The 17,054-nt window shown below is 72.4% G+C and carries 14 protein-coding genes, 1 tRNA gene and 2 pseudogenes; 9 read left to right on the forward strand and 8 right to left on the reverse strand.

The genetic code is table 11. From position 1 onward, the window contains the following. Window positions 1-134: 134 nt before the first annotated feature. On the reverse strand, window positions 135-698 hold the full coding sequence (locus AB5J54_RS14820) for a GPR1/FUN34/YaaH family transporter (RefSeq protein ID WP_369144393.1): 564 nt from the start codon (window positions 696-698) through the stop codon (window positions 135-137). 171 nt (window positions 699-869) lie between these two features. Then, complete coding sequence (locus AB5J54_RS14825; protein WP_123452601.1) at window positions 870-1,391, reverse strand: universal stress protein; 522 nt, start codon at window positions 1,389-1,391, stop codon at window positions 870-872. A 570-nt stretch (window positions 1,392-1,961) separates the two neighbouring features. On the opposite strand from AB5J54_RS14825, the pseudogene AB5J54_RS14830 reads away from it, so the two are divergent. The 7 genes and pseudogenes from AB5J54_RS14830 to AB5J54_RS14860 form a co-directional block, all read left to right on the forward strand. Continuing rightward, a pseudogene (locus AB5J54_RS14830) lies at window positions 1,962-2,153 on the forward strand (hypothetical protein); the annotation flags it as partial. A 421-nt stretch (window positions 2,154-2,574) separates the two neighbouring features. After that, window positions 2,575-3,735 (forward strand): helix-turn-helix domain-containing protein, encoded by a 1,161-nt coding sequence (locus AB5J54_RS14835; RefSeq protein WP_369144394.1) that lies wholly within the window; start codon window positions 2,575-2,577, stop codon window positions 3,733-3,735. A gap of 172 nt (window positions 3,736-3,907) precedes the next feature. After that, entirely contained in the window at window positions 3,908-4,510 is a 603-nt protein-coding gene (gene orn / locus AB5J54_RS14840; protein WP_369144395.1) for an oligoribonuclease, read from the forward strand. 128 nt (window positions 4,511-4,638) lie between these two features. Continuing rightward, window positions 4,639-4,711, forward strand: a tRNA-His gene (locus AB5J54_RS14845). Window positions 4,712-4,874: 163 nt separating this feature from the next. After that, window positions 4,875-6,557 (forward strand): aspartate-alanine antiporter, encoded by a 1,683-nt coding sequence (aspT, locus tag AB5J54_RS14850; RefSeq protein ID WP_369144396.1) that lies wholly within the window; start codon window positions 4,875-4,877, stop codon window positions 6,555-6,557. A gap of 9 nt (window positions 6,558-6,566) precedes the next feature. After that, a pseudogene (locus tag AB5J54_RS14855) lies at window positions 6,567-7,287 on the forward strand (aspartate-alanine antiporter); the annotation flags it as partial. 73 nt (window positions 7,288-7,360) lie between these two features. Continuing rightward, entirely contained in the window at window positions 7,361-9,013 is a 1,653-nt protein-coding gene (locus AB5J54_RS14860; RefSeq protein WP_369144397.1) for a bifunctional aspartate transaminase/aspartate 4-decarboxylase, read from the forward strand. Between the two features lie 84 nt (window positions 9,014-9,097). Here the strand turns inward: AB5J54_RS14860 and AB5J54_RS14865 are convergent, their stop codons facing one another. From AB5J54_RS14865 to AB5J54_RS14875, 3 genes are all read right to left on the reverse strand, one after another. After that, the gene (locus AB5J54_RS14865) at window positions 9,098-10,609 is read right to left on the reverse strand and encodes a cellulose binding domain-containing protein (RefSeq protein WP_369144398.1); all 1,512 of its coding nucleotides are present in this window, start codon (window positions 10,607-10,609) and stop codon (window positions 9,098-9,100) included. A gap of 155 nt (window positions 10,610-10,764) precedes the next feature. Next, window positions 10,765-12,138, reverse strand: a complete 1,374-nt coding sequence (locus AB5J54_RS14870) for an ATP-binding protein (protein ID WP_369144399.1) — start codon at window positions 12,136-12,138, stop codon at window positions 10,765-10,767. Then, window positions 12,135-12,857, reverse strand: a complete 723-nt coding sequence (locus AB5J54_RS14875) for a response regulator transcription factor (RefSeq protein ID WP_369144400.1) — start codon at window positions 12,855-12,857, stop codon at window positions 12,135-12,137. The genes AB5J54_RS14870 and AB5J54_RS14875 overlap by 4 nt, the downstream gene beginning before the upstream one ends. Window positions 12,858-12,944: 87 nt before the next feature. Between AB5J54_RS14875 and AB5J54_RS14880 the strand changes: the two genes are divergently transcribed. Further along, entirely contained in the window at window positions 12,945-13,505 is a 561-nt protein-coding gene (locus tag AB5J54_RS14880) for a hypothetical protein (RefSeq protein WP_369144401.1), read from the forward strand. Window positions 13,506-13,514: 9 nt separating this feature from the next. Here AB5J54_RS14880 and AB5J54_RS14885 read toward each other — a convergent pair whose 3' ends face one another. Together AB5J54_RS14885 and AB5J54_RS14890 are read right to left on the reverse strand one after the other, a co-directional pair. Next, window positions 13,515-14,381 carry a spermidine synthase gene (locus AB5J54_RS14885; RefSeq protein WP_369144402.1) on the reverse strand — a complete coding sequence of 289 codons (867 nt, stop codon included), beginning with the start codon at window positions 14,379-14,381 and terminating at the stop codon, window positions 13,515-13,517. Between the two features lie 33 nt (window positions 14,382-14,414). After that, complete coding sequence (locus AB5J54_RS14890; RefSeq protein ID WP_369144403.1) at window positions 14,415-14,912, reverse strand: hypothetical protein; 498 nt, start codon at window positions 14,910-14,912, stop codon at window positions 14,415-14,417. A gap of 225 nt (window positions 14,913-15,137) precedes the next feature. Between AB5J54_RS14890 and AB5J54_RS14895 the strand changes: the two genes are divergently transcribed. Further along, entirely contained in the window at window positions 15,138-16,427 is a 1,290-nt protein-coding gene (locus AB5J54_RS14895) for a tetratricopeptide repeat protein (RefSeq protein WP_369144404.1), read from the forward strand. Window positions 16,428-16,440: 13 nt separating this feature from the next. On the opposite strand, the gene AB5J54_RS14900 is transcribed toward AB5J54_RS14895, so the two are convergent. Next, entirely contained in the window at window positions 16,441-17,037 is a 597-nt protein-coding gene (locus AB5J54_RS14900) for a histidine phosphatase family protein (protein WP_369144405.1), read from the reverse strand. Window positions 17,038-17,054 lie beyond the last annotated feature (17 nt).

A 17,054-nucleotide genomic window follows, 5' to 3' on the forward strand; every position in this document is an offset into this window, starting at 1 on the left:
GGCCGCCGGGCCTGTCCCCCGGCGCCCCGCCCCTCCGGGCCTGTCCCCCGGAGCCTCGGCCGGACACGGCAGCGGTCCCCGTGCACACCTCCCGTGCACGGGGACCGCTGTGTTTCCTGTCGTACGGGTGGACCTCAGCCCGCGGCCGGAGCACCGCCCGCCGCGCGGCGCAGGGCCGTCGGCCAGCCGGCGACCGCGGCCGTGGCGCCGTACCAGGCGACCAGACCCGCGACGGCGGCCACCCAGCCGCCCGCCTTCCCGAGCCCGCCGTTGTCGGCGAGGGCGCCGATGCCGAGCAGCAGCAGCGCGACGAACAGCAGCCCGTACACGCCCTGTCCGAAGAGTCCGCTGCCCGCGGCTGCCACGGTCAGCGTGAGCGCGAGGAGCGCCCACAGGAGCAGGAAGAGCCCCATGGCGTCGGCCGAGGCGTGTCCGCCGGCGCCGCTGCCCCAGGTGAACCAGAAGGCTCCGAGCGCCGCGTACGCCGTGCCTTCGCCCTTGTCGCCCGCGCGCAGCGCGAGCAGTCCGACGAGGAAGAGCGTCACGCCACCGACCCAGGTGGCGAGACCCGCGGCATCCGCTGCCGCGACGTTGTCGATGACACCGGTTCCGCCCAGGCCGAAGGCCAGCAGGGTCAGTCCGAGTGCCAGGTGGCCGAGCGTGGAGGTGGTGTTTCCCGCGGCGACTTCGTTGTTCACGGCGGGCTCCCTTCAGGTGTGCAGTTGTCCTGCGTGAGCTGCTGCGTTCCGTGACCTTTATGTACCCTTCACAAGCACACAATTCACCTGAGGAAGGCCGAATTTATGGCCGGATGACGGCAGTTGAGGAAGCGACCTGACGGGCCGAAGGGTCGTACGGGGCGTGTCCGGCTACGGGATGACGATGACGGGCCGCTGCGCGCGGCGCGCGAGACGGCCGGCGACCGAGCCGAAGATCCGGCCGACGATCCCGTGCGTGGAGCCGACCACGATCGCGTCGGCCGAGTACTCCCGGCCGACCTCCTCCAGCTCGTGGCAGATGTCCCCGCCGCGCTCGACCAGGATCCACGGCACCTCGGAGAGGTGGTCGGCGCAGGCCAGCTCCAGGCCGAGGACCTCGGTGCGGTGGTCCGGGACGTCGACGAAGACCGGGGGCTCGCAGCCGGCCCACACCGTGGTGGGCAGCCGGTTGGCCACGTGCACGATGATCAGGCCCGATCCGGAGCGGCGGGCCATGCCGATGGCGTACGCGAGGGCGCGCTCACTGGACGTCGAGCCGTCGAAGCCGACGACCACCCCGTGCCGGAAGGCCGGGTCGCAGGCATGACGTGGCTGTTCTACCGCGAGGGGGTCGACCGTGGAATCGGCGACGCGCTTGCGGTCCGCGGGTTCGGGGAATTCGTGACCGGCCATCGGTGTCTCGGCGAAGAAGGTCCTCGTGGGAAGGGACGGGGAGAAAAGGGGACGAACGACGGGTGGCGGCGGAGCTGTGTCCGGGAATCATCTTCCCAAGCCCATACCCCCAAGGGTACGGCGACACTCCTCTCCTGCCCAGAGCCCGCCGTGCCACACCCGGCGTGCCCGCCGCTCGCGCGCGGCGTTCCAGGGAGCATGCACGAGGGGCTCGGGATCTGGCAATGCCGGATGTGCCCTACAGGCGTCCGTACGGGGGCCAAACGGACGTCGCCGAGAGTGACCGGAAGGTTCCGCTCCTCGTTGCCACAGGTCCAGCCCACCGTCGCAGGGAGACCGCCCGTGCCCGCACCAACGACCGCCGCCGGCCAGACCACCGCCACCCCCTCCCCCGCGCTCGGCGGGCCCCGCGGCCGCCGCCGGGCACCCGCCCTCCCGCCGACCGCCGGCCCTGAGCCGGAGCCGGGGACAGCGGCGGGGAGAGCGGCGGGGACGGCGGCGGGCGGGGCGGCCGGCGGGGGCGCGGCGGCGGGGACGGCGACCGGCGGGGGCGGGGCGGAGCAGGCCGGTGACGTCGTCCGCTGGGCGGCCTTCTGCTGTGTCCTCGTCCCCGTGGTGCTCGTCGGCTACGGCACCTCCCTCGGCGGAGCCGCCGGGACCGCGCTCGGACTCGTGTCGGTGACGGCGGCCTGCCGGCTGCTGCTGCGCCGCTCGGAGCGCGGACTGCACGCGGAGACGGTCCGCCCGAGGCGCCGGAACTAGCCTCGGAGGGGCCTTGAGCCGGCCCCGCCCCCCTTCGAGTTGACAGGTTCGTACACCCGACCCCATATGTTTTCAGCCAACTTCCAGCCGTCGGCGAGTCCTTGGCGGAACGGTTGGCCAACCCCGGCGCCGGAGGCCGCGGAAGCCTTGCCCCAGGGGCCCACACCCCCCGCGTACGGGGGCGTTCGCCGCCCCGCCCTTCCCCTCGGGGGCCGTCGGACGCAAGACTTCGCGATCGATCGCTTCACGCCAAGTTGCCTTGTCGACAATCCACCGGATGGAGAACTTGTCACGCCGGCGCCACGGGACACAGTAGATTCGATCATGGGTACCGAAGACTGGGGTCTCGTGCAAAACCGAGGGGAAACGTGCAGGAGCGACACGACCAGGGAGACGCGAACACCGAGGGGGGCTTAGCGTCATGAGCCAGGACTCCGCCGCACCGGAGGTCGCACGGAAGCTGTCCGGGCGCCGCCGTCGCGAAGTCGTCGCGGTGCTGCTGTTCAGCGGCGGCCCCATCTTCGAGAGCTCCATCCCGCTCTCCGTGTTCGGCATCGACCGGCAGGACGCCGGGGTGCCCCGCTACCGGCTGCTCGTCTGCGCCGGCGAGGAGGGCCCGCTGCGGACCACCGGTGGGCTCGAACTCACCGCGCCGTACGGCCTGGAGGCCATCAGCCGGGCGGGCACCGTCGTCGTCCCGGCCTGGCGGTCGATCACCTCGCCGCCGCCGCCGGAGGCGCTCGAAGCGCTGCGCCGTGCGCACGAGGAGGGGGCCAGGATCGTCGGGCTCTGCACCGGGGCGTTCGTCCTGGCCGCGGCCGGACTGCTCGACGGCCGCCCGGCGACCACGCACTGGATGTACGCGCCGACGCTCGCCAAGCGCTACCCGTCGGTCCACGTGGACCCGCGGGAGCTCTTCGTCGACGACGGGGACGTGCTGACCTCCGCCGGCACCGCGGCCGGAATCGATCTGTGTCTGCACATCGTGCGGACCGACCACGGCACCGAGGCCGCGGGCGCGCTCGCGCGCCGGCTGGTCGTCCCGCCGCGGCGCAGTGGCGGTCAGGAGCGCTACCTCGACAGGTCTTTACCTGAGGAGATCGGCGCCGACCCGCTGGCCGAGGTCGTCGCCTGGGCGCTGGAGCACCTCCACGAGCAGTTCGACGTGGAGACGCTCGCCGCGCGCGCCTACATGTCACGGCGGACCTTCGACCGCCGGTTCCGCTCGCTGACGGGTTCCGCCCCGCTCCAGTGGCTGATCACCCAGCGGGTGCTGCAGGCGCAGCGGCTCCTGGAGACCTCCGACTACTCGGTCGACGAGGTCGCCGGCCGGTGCGGCTTCCGCTCCCCGGTGGCGCTGCGCGGCCACTTCCGGCGCCAGCTCGGCTCCTCGCCGGCCGCCTACCGGGCGGCGTACCGCGCGCGGCGGCCGCAGGGCGACTCCGGCACCGCGGTGCTGGAAGCGGCGGTGCCGGGCCAGGGCTCCGCGGGGCTCCGCAGGCCGCTGGAGCCGGGCAAGCCGCAGTCGGACGCGTACGCGCCGGGCCGCCCGGCCCTGCCGGGGCAGCGCAGCGCGCCGTAACAAGACCGCCGCCGCCACAAGCGGTGCGACGCAGGACCGACGGGCCCTCGGGGACACCTCCCCCGGGGGCCCGTCGGCCTGCCCGGGCTTGGGGCCGCCCTGTCGATCACGCCACGGGCCCGGCCTGATCGGCACGCCGCCCCCCGGGGCGGGAGCCCCTAAGGTAGGACGCATGAACGATCGCATGGTGTGGATCGACTGCGAGATGACCGGGCTCTCGCTGACGGACGACGCACTCATCGAGGTGGCCGCGCTGGTCACCGACTCGGAACTGAACGTGCTCGGCGACGGGGTGGACATCGTGATCCGCCCGCCGGACGCGGCCCTGGAGACCATGCCCGAGATCGTGCGCCAGATGCACACGGCCTCGGGGCTGCTCGACGCGCTCGCCGACGGCACGACGCTCGCCGACGCAGAGGCCCAGGTCCTCGCGTACATCCGCGAGCACGTCAAGGAGCCGGGCAAGGCGCCGCTGTGCGGGAACTCGGTCTCCACGGACCGCGGCTTCCTCGCGCGCGACATGCCCGCCCTGGAGAGCCACCTGCACTACCGGATCGTCGATGTCTCCTCGGTCAAGGAGCTGGCCCGCCGCTGGTACCCGAGGGCGTACTTCAACAGTCCGGAGAAGAACGGCAACCACCGGGCGCTCGCCGACATCCGCGAGTCCATCGCCGAGCTGCGCTACTACCGCGAGGCGATCTTCGTCCCGCAGCCCGGCCCGGACTCGGAGACCGCGAAGCGGATCGCGGCGCGTCACGTCGTTCCCGCGCAGTGACCCCCCGCTCGCGCCCCCGGAAGCCCCCCGGAAGCCCCCGCGGAAAACGGTGGCGCGAGCACCCTCCAGAACCCTGTAGACTTCTTCTCGGCCGGTCGGGGAAACCTTCGGGAAAACCGCCGGTCGTGGTGGGTATAGCTCAGCTGGTAGAGCACCTGGTTGTGGTCCAGGATGTCGCGGGTTCGAGTCCCGTTACTCACCCTGATGACTCAGGCCCCGGTTCGAAAGAACCGGGGCCTGAGTCGTTTTCGCATGCCTTCACCCGTACGGACGCGACGGTGATCCACTCCTCCGGCCCCACTGTTAGCTTCCCCATATGTCCCGAATCTCCACAATTCACACGTATTGGGCTGGGTGAGGCCGCGTGGGAGTCCTGCGTGACCACCCCGAACTCGCCCTCTTCCTCTGCCTCGCCGGCGGCTACCTCCTCGGCAAGGTCCGCGTCGGCCCCATCACGCTCGGCGGCATCTGCGGCACGCTGATCGTCGCGCTGCTCCTCGGCGCCTGGACGAAGGTCACCGTCTCCGACGACGTGAAGACGATCTTCTTCGCGCTCTTCATCTTCTCGCTCGGCTATCTGGCGGGTCCGCAGTTCTTCGCCAACCTCAACAAGAAGAGCCTGCGCTTCTTCACCCTCTGCCTCATCGAGGTCGTCTGCGTCGTCGGCATCGCCCTCGGTCTCGCCAAGGCCTTCGACCTCGACGTCGGCACCGCCGCCGGCATCCTCGCCGGCGCCGCCACCGAGTCCGCGGTCGTCGGCACGGCCACGGAGGCCATCGGCAAGCTCTCCGACCTGACGCAGCAGCAGATCACCGAGTACCAGGGGCACGTCGCCACCGCGTACACGGTCTGCTACCTCTTCGGCCTCGTCACCATCGTCATCTACACCAGCCAGATCATGCCGATGCTGCTGCGGATCAACCTCCGCGACGCCTCCCGCGCCCTGTGGGAGAAGATGCGCGGCTCCGGCGGCGGCCTGGAGTCCGACGAGCGCGAGGCGCTCCCCGGCATGGTGGGACGGACGTTCCTGGTCACGCTCGCGGACGGCGCCACCGTCTCCCAGGTGGAGCGGCAGAACGGCAGCCGGGTCACCGTCGAGGCGGTGAAGCGGGGCACCAAGGTCCTCACCCCTCCCCCGCCGGACTTCGAGCTGACCCTCTCCGACCTGGTCCTGATGGTGGGCCGCCGGTCCAACATCATCGACGCGGGGCGGCACGTCGGCCCCGAGACCCCGGCGATCCCCGGCCTCGACACCCCGCTCGCCACCACCCAGGTCTCCCTGACGGACAAGGCGGTGGCCGGCAAGTCCATCGACACCCTCACCAAGGAGCACCCGGAGTTCTCCTCCGGCGGGGTGTACGTGACGGACGTGCTCCGCAACGAGCAGCATCTGCCCGCCACCCCCGACACCGTCGTGCACCGCGGTGACGTGCTCACCCTGGTCGGCGCCCGCTCCGGCCTGGGCAAGCTGGCGGCCAAGGTCGGCGCGACGGTCAAGAACGACGCCACCGACTTCATCTACCTGGGCCTCGGCATCGTCTGCGGCAGCCTCATCGGTCAGATCTCGGTGACGTTCGGCGGCGTCCCGATGTCGCTCGGCACGGGCGGCGGCTGTCTGATCTCCGGACTGCTCTTCGGCTGGTTCCGCTCCCGGAGCCAGACCTTCGGCGCCTTCCCGCCGCAGGCCGCCACCACCCTCAAGGACATGGGCCTCGCCATCTTCATCGCCTGCACCGGTCTGGTGTCGGGCCCGCAGGCCTGGCCGCTGCTCAAGGAGTACGGAGCGCTGCTGCCGTTCGCGGGGATCGCGATGGTCCTGATCCCGGCGACGATCTCGCTGGTCGTCGGCCGCAAACTGCTGAACATCGAGAAGCCGCTGCTCATCGGCGCCATCGCGGGCCAGCAGTGCTCGACCCCGGCGATCACCTCGGTGACACAGGTCGCCCAGAGCTCGGTCCCGATGCTCGGCTACACGGTCACGTACACGCTCTCGAACTTCCTGCTCCCGCTGACCGGGCCGCTGCTCGTCGGCATTCTGGGGGCGTGAGGAGCCGCCGTGATCGATTTCCTCAACCGGAACATCTTCCAGCCCCACCCCGAGCTGCTGGTCTTCATCACCGTCGCGCTCGGCTTCCTCTTCGGAAAGCTCCGCTACAAGGCGATCGCGCTCGGCGCCGTCACCGGCTGTCTGGTGGCGGGTCTGCTGCTCGGCGCCCAGTTCAAGATCACGATCGACGGCACGGTGAAGAACCTGTTCTTCACCATGTTCCTCTTCGCCCTCGGCTACAAGGTCGGCCCCCAGTTCTTCCGGGGACTGAAGAAGGACGGCCTGCCGCAGGTCGTCAACGCCGTCGTGGTCTGCGTGACGGGCCTCCTCGTCTCCTGGGGCTTCGCGGTGATGCTCGGGTACGGCCCCGGGCTCTCCGCCGGCCTCCTCGGCGGCGCGCTCACCCAGTCCGCCGTCATCGGTGTCGCCCAGGACGCCATCGGGAACCTCCCGGGGCTCTCCGCCGACCAGATGAAGACCGAGGAGAACCTGGTCGCGATCGGCTACGCCGTCACGTACCCGCTCGGCACGATCCTCTGCGCGATGCTCCTCGCCAACGTCCTGCCCAAGCTCTACAAGCGGGACCTGGCCGCCGAGTCGGCACAGATGGCGAAGGAGCTGGACGCGCCCGGCGACAACCCCGATCTGGCCGAGGGCTACTACGAGGTCGTCCTCCGCGCGTACGAGATGGACCCGCGGTGGGCAACGTCCTGCTGACCATCTGGGGCGCCGTGATCGTCATCCTCAACCACTGACCCACGTGATCGTCATCCTCACCCTCCGACCCACGTAAGGACGCCGTCATGCCCAGGACCACGTTCACCCGTCAGGAGATCCAGTCCTTCGCGCAGCTCTCGCCGTTCGAGCTGAAGGACAAGTTCATCCAGCTCGCTCAGGCCGCGCAGGCGGACAAGCCGGGCCAGAAGGACAAGTCGCAGGCCCAGATGCTCAATGCCGGCCGCGGCAACCCGAACTGGGTCGCCACCGGCCCCCGCGAGGCCTTCTACGCGCTCGGCTACTTCGCGCTCTCCGAGTCGCGCCGGGTCTGGACCGCCGACAACCTCGGCGGCATGCCCGAGCTCCCCGGCTCCGGCGGACGCTTCGACACCTTCGTACGCCGCCACCCGGACCTGCCGGGCATCGAGCTGCTGCAGAACTGCGTGGAGTACGCGGTGGAGCGCTTCGGCTTCGACAAGGACGCGTTCGTGCACGAGCTGACCGACAGCACGATCGGCGACAACTACCCCGTACCGGACCGGATGCTCACCCACACCGAGCAGATCGTCCGCGGCTACGTCCACGACGAGATGTTCGACAAGCGGCCGCCGGCCGGGAACCTGTCGCTGTTCGCGACCGAGGGCGGCACGGCCGCGATGTGCTACGTCTTCGACTCCCTGATGAAGAACGGGATCCTGAAGAAGGGCGACAGGATCGCCCTCATGGTGCCGGTCTTCACCCCGTACATCGAGATCCCCGAGCTGGACACGTACGAGTTCGACGTCGTCACCGTCAACGCGAGCAGCTTCGCGGAGGCCGGCGTGCGCGAGTGGCGCTACCCGGCCGAGGAGGTCGAGAAGCTGGCCGACCCGTCGGTCAAGCTGGTCTGCGTCGTCAACCCGTCCAACCCGCCGTCGCTGGCGATGAGCGAGCGCGTCGCGCACCAGATCAAGGACATCGTCGCCGGGCCGAACCCGAACCTGCTGATCGTCACGGACGACGTGTACGGCACCTTCGTGGAGGGCTTCCGCTCGCTCGCCGCCGACATCCCGCGCAACACCCTCCTCGTGTACTCGTACTCCAAGCACTACGGCTGCACCGGCCACCGGCTCGGCGTCATCGGCCTCCACGACGACAACGTCATCGACGAGATGCTCACGAGGCTGCCGCAGGCGGAGAAGGACCGGCTGAACAGGCGGTACGGGTCGCTGTCCCTGGAGCCGGAGAGGATCCGCTTCATCGACCGGCTCGTCGCCGACTCCCGCCAGGTCGCCCTCAACCACACCGCCGGGCTCTCCCTCCCCCAGCAGGTGATGATGGCGCTCTTCTCCCTCTTCGACATGCTGGAGGAGGGCCAGGCCTACAAGCACAGGATCCGCGCCATCGTGCGGCAGCGCCTCGACCTGCTCCTCGAAGGCGCCCAGATGAAGATCGCCGACGACCCGAAGCGGGCCGGGTACTACATCGAGCTCGACCTCCTCGCGGAGGCGGAGCGGGTGCACGGCAAGGACTTCGCGGACTTCCTGGAGAAGAACTACGAGCCGGTCGACCCGCTGTTCCGGCTCGCCGAGCAGACGAGCGTGGTGCTCCTGAACGGCGGCGGCTTCGACGGCCCCGAGTGGTCGGTCCGCGTCTCGCTCGCCAACCTCGACGACCTGGACTACCTGAAGATCGGCCACCACCTGCGGGCGATCTTCAACGACTACGCGGAGGAGTGGAAGGCCACGCGGGTCGTCTGACCGGTACGAAGGGGGGCGCGCCCCGGTCGGCGGTGGGGTGGAGCCGACCGGGGCGCGCGGTGTGGGGGGACACGGGGGTCCTGATCACTTGTAGGCGCCGAAGGCCTTCGTGAAGGCGAGGGGCTGCTGGAGGATCGAGGAGCAGGTGGGGTCGGCGTAGGTCACGGCGCCGGCCGCGCACTGCTTGTCGCGGGTCGAGGACCACATGGAGAGCCAGCCGAGGCCCTTGGACTTCGCGAAGTCGACCAGCTGGGTGGCGTCGTCGACCTTGAAGACCTCGCTGCTGACGTCGTTGACGCCGATCATCGGGGTCACCGCGACGGCCTTCCAGGCGGCCGCGTCGGAGAGGCCGAGGACGCCCTTGATCTGGGCCTGCGTCGCGGTCGCGGCCTGGATGGCGTACGTGCCCATGTCGGCGCTGTACGCGGGGCCGTAGTCCATCGCCATGATGTTGACGGCGTCGACGCGGACCCCGTTCCGCCGGGCGTCGGCGATCAGGTCCACGCCGGGCTGGGTGAGGCCCTCGGGCATGACGGGGAGGGTGAAGGAGACGTTCAGGCCCGGGTGGGACTTCTGGAGCTGGGCGATCGCCTGGGAGCGGCGGGTGTTGGCGGCGGTGTCCGGCAGGGCCGCGCCCTCGATGTCGAAGTCGACCTTGGTGAGCTTGTACTGGTCGACGACCTTGCCGTACGCGGTGGCGAGCGCCGAGGAGGTCGAGCAGTTGAGGGCCAGTTCGTGCCCGGCGGCGCCGCCGAAGGAGACGCGGACGTCACCGCCCTTGGCGCGCAGGGCGCCGATCTGGGCGGCGACCTTGTCGTTCGCGAGGTCGGTGACGCCGCCCCACAGCGGGGCGCAGGAGCCGCCGGAGGTGATGAAGGCGAGGTTGAACTCCTTCACGCCGGTGGCGTCGGCGGTCGCGAGCAGGTCGTACGCGGGGTAGAGCGAGGTGTCGACGTACGGGGCGTACCGGGCGGCCGGGGCGGGGGCACCGGTCGTGGTGGGGGCCGGGGTCGGCGTGGGGGCCGTGGTCGCCGTGGCGGTCGGCTTCGGGCTGGTGGTGGCGGTCGGCGTGGGCTTCACGGTCGCGGTGGCCGTCGGCTTCGGGGTGGCCGTCGCGGTGGGCTGCTCGGTGGGGCGGCCGCTGGGGGTGGGGGCGGGGCCTCCGGCGGAGCAGACGGCCTTGTTGATGAGGCAGTTGGCGGGGTCGCCGGCCTGCCCGGTGGCGGAGGTGACGAAGCCGACGGTGACGGACTGGCCGGGCGCCAGCTGCTTGTTCCAGCTCGCGGGCTTCACGGTGACGTGGCTGCCGGAGACGGTGTGCTCGCCGTTCCAGAGGGAGCCGATGGTGGTGCCGGCCGGGAGGTCGAACTCCAGGGTCCAGTCGGACTGGGTGGCGGTCGTCTCGTTGGTGACGACGTACTGGCCGGTGTAGCCGCCGGTCCAGGAGCTGGTCCGGGTGTAGGCGGCGCCGACGGCGGCGGCCTGGGCGGTGCCGGTGAGCCAGAAGGCGGCGCCGCCGACGACGGCCGCCGTGACGACCGCTCCGACGGCCTTGGTCCGGGTGCTCGTCCTGCGCCGGTGCGAAGTGCTGCCCATCGCGTGCCTGCCTCTGTGTGCCGGGGGTGGGAGTGGGGTGCGGCAGCACGCTAGCGAGCGGGAAACGGACAAATGCCGTGACGGGGAGCAGGGTTGGGATTCTTAGGCTCCGCTTAAGGAAGGCATCGGAACCACGAAAGGTTGGGCGCGGTGCGTCACGCCTTGCGGCGGCGGCCGCGGCGGCCCGCGCCCCCGCCCGTACCGGCTCCGCGTCCGCCGAGGTTGATCCAGATCCGTACCTCCGTGCCGCCGAGGACCGAGTGGCCGATGCGGACGTCGCCGCCGGTCGACTCGGCCATGCGGCGCACGATGTCGAGGCCGAGGCCGGTGGAGCCGTCGCGTCCGCTGCCGGCGCCCCGGGCGAGCGCGGCGGCGGGGTCGGCGATGCCGGGGCCCGCGTCGGAGACGAGCACGATGACGGCGTCGTCGCCGTTGTGGACGTCGATGGAGAAGGCGGTGCCCTCGGGGGTGTGGCGGAAGACGTTGCCGAGCAGGGCGTCGAGGGCGGCGACGAGTTCGGGGCGGGCGACGGGGATGCGGACCGGGCGTTCGACGCCCGCGACCCGGACCCGGCGGCCCTCGTCCTCGGCGAGCGCCGACCAGAACCCCATCCGCTCGCGGACCACCTCGGCGGCGTCGCAGCCGGCGCCGGGTCCGGCCGCCTGGGTCTGCGGCTTCGCCTCGCGGGCGGTGCGGATGATGATGTCGACCTCGCGCTCCAGCTGCTCGACGGCCGCGCGGGTCTGCTCGGCGGCGGGTCCCGAGCCGAGGGAGGCGGCGTTGAGCCGGAGGACGGTCAGCGGGGTGCGGAGCCGGTGGGAGAGGTCGGCGGCCAGCTCGCGCTCGTTGGCGAGGAGCTGGACGACCTGGTCGGCCATCGAGTTGAAGGCGACGGCGGCCGACTTGAGTTCGGGCGGGCCCTCCTCGGGGACGCGGGCGCCGAGCCTGCCCTCGCCGAGGTCGTGGGCGGCGCCCGCGAGCCGCTGGGCGGGCTGGACCATGCGGACGCCGAGGCGGTCGGCGACGGCGACGGAGCCGACGATCAGGGCGATGCCCACGCCGGCGAGGACGAGCCAGGCGGTGGCGACGCCGTTGCTGACCTCGCCCTCGGGGACGAAGAGTTCGACGACGGCGACGTGGCCGCTGCTGAGCGCGGTGGGCTGCAGCAGGGCGAAGCCGCCGGGCACCTCGGCGATGGAGGCGCGGCCGAGGCTGCGGGTGGCGGCGAGCTCCGCCGGGTCGGCGCGCCGGGTGCCGATCTCCAGGGCGGTGCCGCCGGGTCCGTCGGCGGGCACGTGGATCGCGAGCCGGCCCGCGGCGCCGTCCTCGGTGGTGGCGACGGCCTTGTCGAGTTCGTCGCGGTCGGTGGTGATCGCGAGGACGGGGGCGAGTCCGGCCGCCCGCCGTTCGGCGTTGGAGAAGGCGCGGTCGCGGGCCATCTCCTGGACGACGAGCCCGAGGGGGACGGCGAAGGCGAAGACGACCATGGCGGTGACGGCCAGCGACACCTTGACGAGCGCCCATCTCACGGCCGCGTCCCCGGTTCCCGCTCGCGGGGCGGCTCCAGCTTCACGCCCACCCCGCGCAGGGTGTGCAGATAGCGGGGCCGGGCGGCCGTTTCACCCAATTTCCGCCGCAGCCATGACAAATGTACGTCGATGGTCTGGTCGTCCCCGTACGACTGCTGCCAGACCTCGGCGAGCAGTTCCTTGCGCGGGACGACGACGCCGGGCCGCCCGGCGAGGAAGGCGAGCAGGTCGAACTCGCGCCGGGTCAGGTCCAACGGCGCACCGTCGAGCTCCGCCTGACGGCGCAGCGGGTCGACGGTGAGCCCGCCGACCCGGATGACCCGCGAGGGCGGCACCTCGCCCGCGCCGGCCCGGGAGCGGCGCAGGACGGCGGCCATCCGCGCGGAGAGGTGGTCGACGGAGAAGGGCTTCACGAGGTAGTCGTCCGCCCCCGCGTGCAGCAGCCGGACGATCTCGGCCTCGTCGTCCCGGGCGGTCGCGATGATCACCGGGACGTCGGTGATCCCGCGCAGCATCTTGAGCGCCTCGGACCCGTCGAGATCGGGCAGACCGAGGTCCAGGATCACGACGTCGAAGCGGAAATGGGCGACCTCGCGCAGTGCCTCCAGGGCGGTGCCGACGCTCCGTACGGTGTGGGGTTCCACCGAAGACATGGTCAGCTGCCGGATGAGGGCGGAGCGCACGAACTGGTCGTCCTCGACCACGAGCACACTTGCCATGGCCCGCACCGTACGCCATTCGGGTGAGGCTGTGAGCAAGGTCCACCCTCCGGTACGGACCTGATCCCGGTGGTGCACTATGTCCCGGTGCGAAGAGGACTCGTTCACGCCCTGGCCTGGTCGCTCGCCACCGGCGCGGCGGTCACCCTGTCCTGGTGGGGAGTGCACACGGTGCTGTCCGGCACGGTGTACGACCCGCCGCGCGCCCTGCCCCTCCCGGCCGGCACCACCATCGGAACGCCCGCGTCCGGCGGCGACCCGCAGACCTCCTCGACCCGGCGGCCCGAGACGGCCCCGCCCACCCCTCCGAAGGCGACGCCGAGCCAGGTCCGCACGCCCCCGGCCACCCCGTCCGCGACCCCCTCGCAGCGCCCGACGCCCACGACGGAGGCGCCCCCCACGCCCCCGCGGGGCTCGGACTCGAACGTGAAGACCACCACCGTCGACGGCGGCCGGGTCACCTTCGACCTCGGCGAGACCTCGGCCGAACTGGTCTCCGCGACGCCCGCGTCGGGCTGGCAGATGCAGGTGTGGAAGCAGCCGACCTGGATCCGGGTCACCTTCACCAAGGACGGCCGCGAACTGTCGGTCTTCTGCGTGTGGCACGACAGCGCGCCCCGCGTGGAGATCGACGACCGGCAGACCTGATTCCCCGGGTCAGCGGAAGACGGACGCCGGCGGTACGGGTGAGGGCTTGGCGCTCGCGTCGGTGACCGGGGACGCCCCGCCGGCGAAGTCGGCGAGGGCCCGGCCGTGTTCCACGCGGCCCGGGTGCGGGTCGGTGGCGACCCGGCGGGTCAGTTCGGCCACCGGCAGTTCGCGGTCCGAGGCGAGCAGCACGGCGTTGCCGAAGCGGCGGCCGCGCAGGACCGTCGGGTCGGCGGCGAGCGCCAGCTCGGGGAAGACGGCGGCGGCGGTGGCGATCTGGCCGCGCAGATGGGTCAGGGGCGGCCCGTCGGCGAGGTTCGCCGCGTAGAAGCCGCCGGGCCTCAGCACCCGCCGCACCTCGGTGAGGAACTCGGTGCTGGTCAGATGGGCGGGGGTGCGGGCCCCGCTGAACACGTCGGCGATGACGAGGTCGGCCCAGCCGTCCTGGACCTTGGCGAGGCCGGCGCGGGCGTCGGTGGAGCGGACCCGGATGCGGGCCCCGGCGTCGAGGGGAAGTTCACGGCGGACGAGCTGGACCAGGGGGCCGTCGAGCTCCACGATCTGCTGGGTGGAGCGGGGCCGGGTCGCGGCGACGTACCGGGCGAGGGTGAAGGCGCCGCCGCCGAGGTGCACGACCTGGAGCGGCCGGTTCGGCGGGGCGGCGAGGTCGGCGATGTGGCCGAGGCGCCGCTGGTACTCGAAGGTGAGGTGCGCGGGGTCGTCGAGGTCGACGTGCGACTGCGGGGCGCCGTCGATGAGCAGCGTCCAGCCGCGCGGGCGCTCCCGGTCGGGTATGAGTTCGGCGAGACCGCCGTCGACGGTCTCGACGACGGAGACGGCCGCCGCCGCCCGGTCACGCTGCTTGTTCCTGGCCACGGGCCCATTATCCGGGCAAGCCGGGACAGGAGCTCAGTGGCAGCCGTCGGCCGCCTCGATGAGGCGCGCCGCCTCGCCGAGCGCCTCGCGCAGGACGACGGGGTCGGTGACGGGGTCGGTGTCGCCGGGGGGCAGCAGCCAGCCGGCCGGCCGGGGCGCGTCGCCCGCCGGCTCGGGGAGCTCCGGCAGCTCGGGGAGGCGCAGGCCCCGGCCCGAGGTCCTCGTACAGGCGCTGCCCGGCATGTCCCAGGCGGCGGCGGTGCCCGGCGGCACCAGGAAGCCGAGGGTGTCGCAGGTGCCGTCGTGGACGACGGGGCCGACGGCGGGGGCGGCGGCGCGGCGCAGGATGTCGACGGCCTCCAGGCCCTGGCGGACCGGGACGGTCACCAGGTCCCAGGGTCCGGCGGCGGGCCTGGGCCCGTCGGCGTCCGGGGCGACTGTGGGGCGGACGGCCTCCGGGGCGGTCAGGTGCCGCGTGGTCTCCGGGGCGGGCACGTGCCGCGTGGCCGACTGCGAACCGATCTCCGACATGGGGACCCCTCCTCGCTCCAGAGGAGACACGTTCCGTCTCTCCCTTACGGTTCAACGCCCGTGCGCGTCAACGGCTACGGCGGGATGCCGCCGCAAAGGATGGCAGTTCATGGCAGATCACAGGCGAGATATCCGATTTGTAGCCAAACTCAGCGTACGCATCCGGTCACAGCAGGTACGTTCATGCCCGCCGGACACCCGGCAGCACCAGGAGAGGGCTCGGCCATGGCGATGTCACGGGCAGTTCCCAATCTCGCCTTCCGCCGGCTCCGCGGACAGCACTCGCCGGCGGAGTTCGCCGCGGCGGTCCGCCGGGCGGCGCGGGAGATCGGCGAACAGGTCGCGTGCGACGCCCGCTACATCGGGCGCGTGGAAGCGGGCGAGATCCGCTGCCCCAACTACGCGTACGAGCGGGTCTTCCTGCACATGTTCCCCGGTCTCGGCCTCTCCGACCTGGGGTTCTCCGCGCGGGAGACGGTGCGCGGCCGGCGGCAGGCCGTCCCGGCCGGGGCAGCGCCTCCCGCCGCCATCACCACCCGGAACGATGAGGAGAGCGACGTGCTGCGTCGCGCATTCATGACGAGCGGCTCCGCCACCCTGGCGGCCGCCTCGCTGGGACTCGGCGGCCCCGCCGTCGCGATCCCCTCCCCCCGCGGCACCCACCGGATCGGCGAGGCCGAGGTGCGGGCCGTCGAGGACGCCGTACGGCGGATCCGGCTGCTCGACGACCGGCACGGCGCCGACGGGCTCTACAAGGTGGCCGCCCAGCCGCTCCGTACCGCTTACGCGCTCCTCGACACCGGCACCATGTCCCGCCGCTCCACCGAGGACCGGCTGCACGCGGGCGCGGGCGAGCTCTCCCTCTCCGTCGGCTGGCTGGCCCACGACTCGGGGCGGCACGAGGACGCGCGCTCGCACTACGCGGAGGCGCTGGCCACCGCGCGCATGGCGGGGAACGCGGCCCTGGAGGCGCACGCCTTCTGCAACACCTCGTTCCTGGCCCGGGACACCGGCCGCCACCGCGAGGCGGTCCGGGCGGCGCAGGCCGGACTGCGGGCCGCGCAGCCGCTGGACTCGGCCCGCCTCCTCTCGCTGCTGTCGCTGCGGGAGGCGGGCGCGTGGGCGGGGCTCGGCGACCGGTCCGCCTGCGAGCAGGCCCTCGGCCGCGCGCACGGCTGGTTCGACCGGGGCCCGGCCGAGGGCGACCCCGAGTGGATGTCCTTCTTCGGCGAGCCGGAGCGGGAGGCCCTGGAGGCCGGGTGCTGGGCGGCGCTCGGCGACTGGGGCCGGGCGGCCCGGCACGCACAGCGGGCGGCGGTCCTGCAGAACCCGCACTTCGCCCGCAACCTCGCCCTCTACCGGGCCCACCTCGCCAAGGCCCTGGCCCACGCCGGTCGCCCGGACGAGGCGGCGGCGGAGGCGAGGCGCGTCACGGACTCCCTCGACGGCATCGCCTCGGCCCGCATCCGCGACCTGCTCGCGGAGACGAGCCGGGTGCTGGCCGGGACGCGCTGACCGCGGCGAGCGGCTACTGCTCCAGGTGCCCGGTGTCGTTCCAGCGCTCGATCGCCGGGGCGCCGTACGCCCAGCCGAGGACCGAGAGGCTCGTCGGGTCGAGCCGGATGCGGGAGGCGAAGGAGACGTCCTCGCCGAGCCAGCGCGCGCCGATCGACCGCAGGATGTGGCCGTGGGCGAAGACCAGGACGTCACGGTCGGCGTACCGGGCCCACTCCACGATCTCGTCGGCCCGGTCGGACAGCTGGGCGAGCGTCTCCCCCTCGGGGACGCCGTCGCGCCAGATCAGCCAGCCCGGCTGGATCTCCTGGATCTGCGCCGGGGTCAGCCCCTCGTACGCCCCGTAGTCCCACTCCATCAGCGCGTCCCAGGGCTCGGCCCTGTCCGCGAAACCGGCGAGCTCGCAGGTCTCGCTCGCCCGGACCAGCGGGCTGGTGCGCACCTCCACACCGGGCAGCCCCTGCCAGGGGCCCCGGTGGAGGCGCTCGCCGAGCAGCTTCGCGCCGCGCCGCCCCTCGTCGAGCAGGGGTATGTCGGTCCTGCCGGTGTGCCGGCCGAGAAGTGACCACTCGGTCTGGCCGTGCCGGGCGAGCAGGATGCGCGGTGCCATGGGAAGGACGCTCCAGG

This window comes from Streptomyces sp. R44, from assembly GCF_041053105.1.
Classification (GTDB): domain Bacteria; phylum Actinomycetota; class Actinomycetes; order Streptomycetales; family Streptomycetaceae; genus Streptomyces.